The sequence below is a fragment of the Gulosibacter chungangensis genome, assembly GCF_008831155.1.
Classification (GTDB): Bacteria; Actinomycetota; Actinomycetes; order Actinomycetales; family Microbacteriaceae; genus Gulosibacter; species Gulosibacter chungangensis.
Genome location: NZ_WBKB01000017.1, coordinates 1 through 1,645, shown reverse-complemented (window position 1 = coordinate 1,645; position 1,645 = coordinate 1). Strand labels below are relative to the sequence as shown.

Sequence of the window (1,645 nt, the reverse complement as noted above, 5' to 3'; positions counted from 1 at the left end):
CCTGACTTAGGTCAATTTAGTGCCCTCTTGCTTTAGCACTTCGAGGGCCTGGGCAAGATCGTCAGGGATCGGGTCGGCCGCGGTCACGGTGTGCCCACCAACAGTGATCTCGACCTCGCGATACCGACGAGCGGTTGTGATGAATTTCTTCAATGACCAGCCCGTGACCGCTTCAATCTGTCGGGCAACGGCCAACGCAGCGAACACCACCGTGAGGTGCGCATCGATCGATTCTTTGAGTCGATGAAATATCGGCCTTGCCGCGAGATCGTGCTTTGACATTCGGAAGGATTTCTCCACGTGCCATAACTGGTGATACGCATCGATCACGAACTGGTTCGACGCGGTCTGCTCATCAAGGTTGGTGATGTACGCCTTCCACCCCGCCAACGATCGGGCTTTGGCTTCCAGTTCCCGGTTCACAGCCCGCGACTCGTCAGTCACGGTGATGAACCGGTTGCGTTTGAGTTGTGCGCGGCCAGCGACCGCGCGTTCGGCTTTCGCGATCTGCGCGTCGATCCCGCGCAAAGTTCGACGGGCCCGCGCGGCCCGATACTGGTAAATGATTCGATGTTGTCGCCGCGCACCGGCAGTGCCGGTGTAGGTGCGTTCGGTGAGGACCATGCCTTCTTCGAGCGGGGCATCAGGGTGGTCCTTGCGCCATTGTTCGAGGACCCAGGGCATATCGGCCAGGCGTTGCCCGATGATGTAGCCCAAGCCAGCGGTGTCCAGATCGACCCGGTTCTGGCGCGAGAGCATCCCGGCGTCGGCGACGACCGTGACGTGCTCCAGCTCGTATTGGCGGCGGAACGCGTTGATCACCGGGAGCATGGTTTTGGTTTCGGCGGTGTTTCCTTCGAACGCGTCTAGTTGCAGCGGGAATCCTGCCGCGTTTGTGAGGAGTCCGATGGTGATTTGTGGTTCCAGTCGTCGTTCTTTGGAGAACCCGGGTTCCCGGAAACCATCACCTTCTTGGGTTTCAAAATATAACGTTGATACATCGAAAAGTACGAGCGCGTTTGGCCCGAGGCCTGCTCGTGCCGCGCAGGCGCGGGATAGTGCGCCCCGGAACTTTTCGGTCGCGTACGTCGGTAGGGCCCGCGTGACGGTGCGGTAGGAGGGGGCGTCGAGGCCGACTTCGCTCATGACCCGTAAGGAATCGAGCTTGCTGGTGGGTTCGATCAATCGGGCGAACACGAGTTTGCGGAAGATCTCGTCGTGATCGGCAGCAGCATCGAGTCCGAGTGCTTGGTAGGCGTGGTCCAGGCCGTCCAGCAGCGGCCCCATCCTGGTCGAGGAAATCGGTAACGGTGCGTTTTTCGGGGCCGGATCACCACCGTCGAGGTCGAGGTCGAGTTCGGGCTGGTCCGCGGTGAGGCGTTGTTGGGCGGTGGCTTTGAGCAGTTCAAGTTCCGCGTCGGTGTGCGCGGAGCCGATGTGTTCGAGGTCGCGTTTACCGCCCTTGCGGGAGTACACGATTTGGACAGCGCGAGCCCCGGACGCGGTGGTCACGACCCGGATGTGCGGCGACATTCCCTCATGATACGCACCGATTTAGTGCGCAAATCCACGCGAAACGAAACCCAAAACCCCAGGTCAGCAACGAGTGAAAACTGAAAACCCAAAACCATGACCTAAGTCAGGT

The 1,645-nt window shown here is 60.1% G+C and carries 1 protein-coding gene; it reads right to left on the bottom strand.

Annotated elements, in window-relative coordinates:
• Positions 1-6: 6 nt before the first annotated feature.
• Positions 7-1,533, bottom strand: a complete 1,527-nt coding sequence (locus F8O05_RS14695) for an IS1634 family transposase (RefSeq protein WP_158053506.1) — start codon at positions 1,531-1,533, stop codon at positions 7-9.
• Positions 1,534-1,645: the final 112 nt, after the last annotated feature.

Coding starts and splice junctions, on each gene's coding strand:
- F8O05_RS14695 (WP_158053506.1), bottom strand. CDS start 1,533: ATGTCGCCGCACATCCGGGTCGTGACCACCGCGTCCGGGGCTCGCGCT.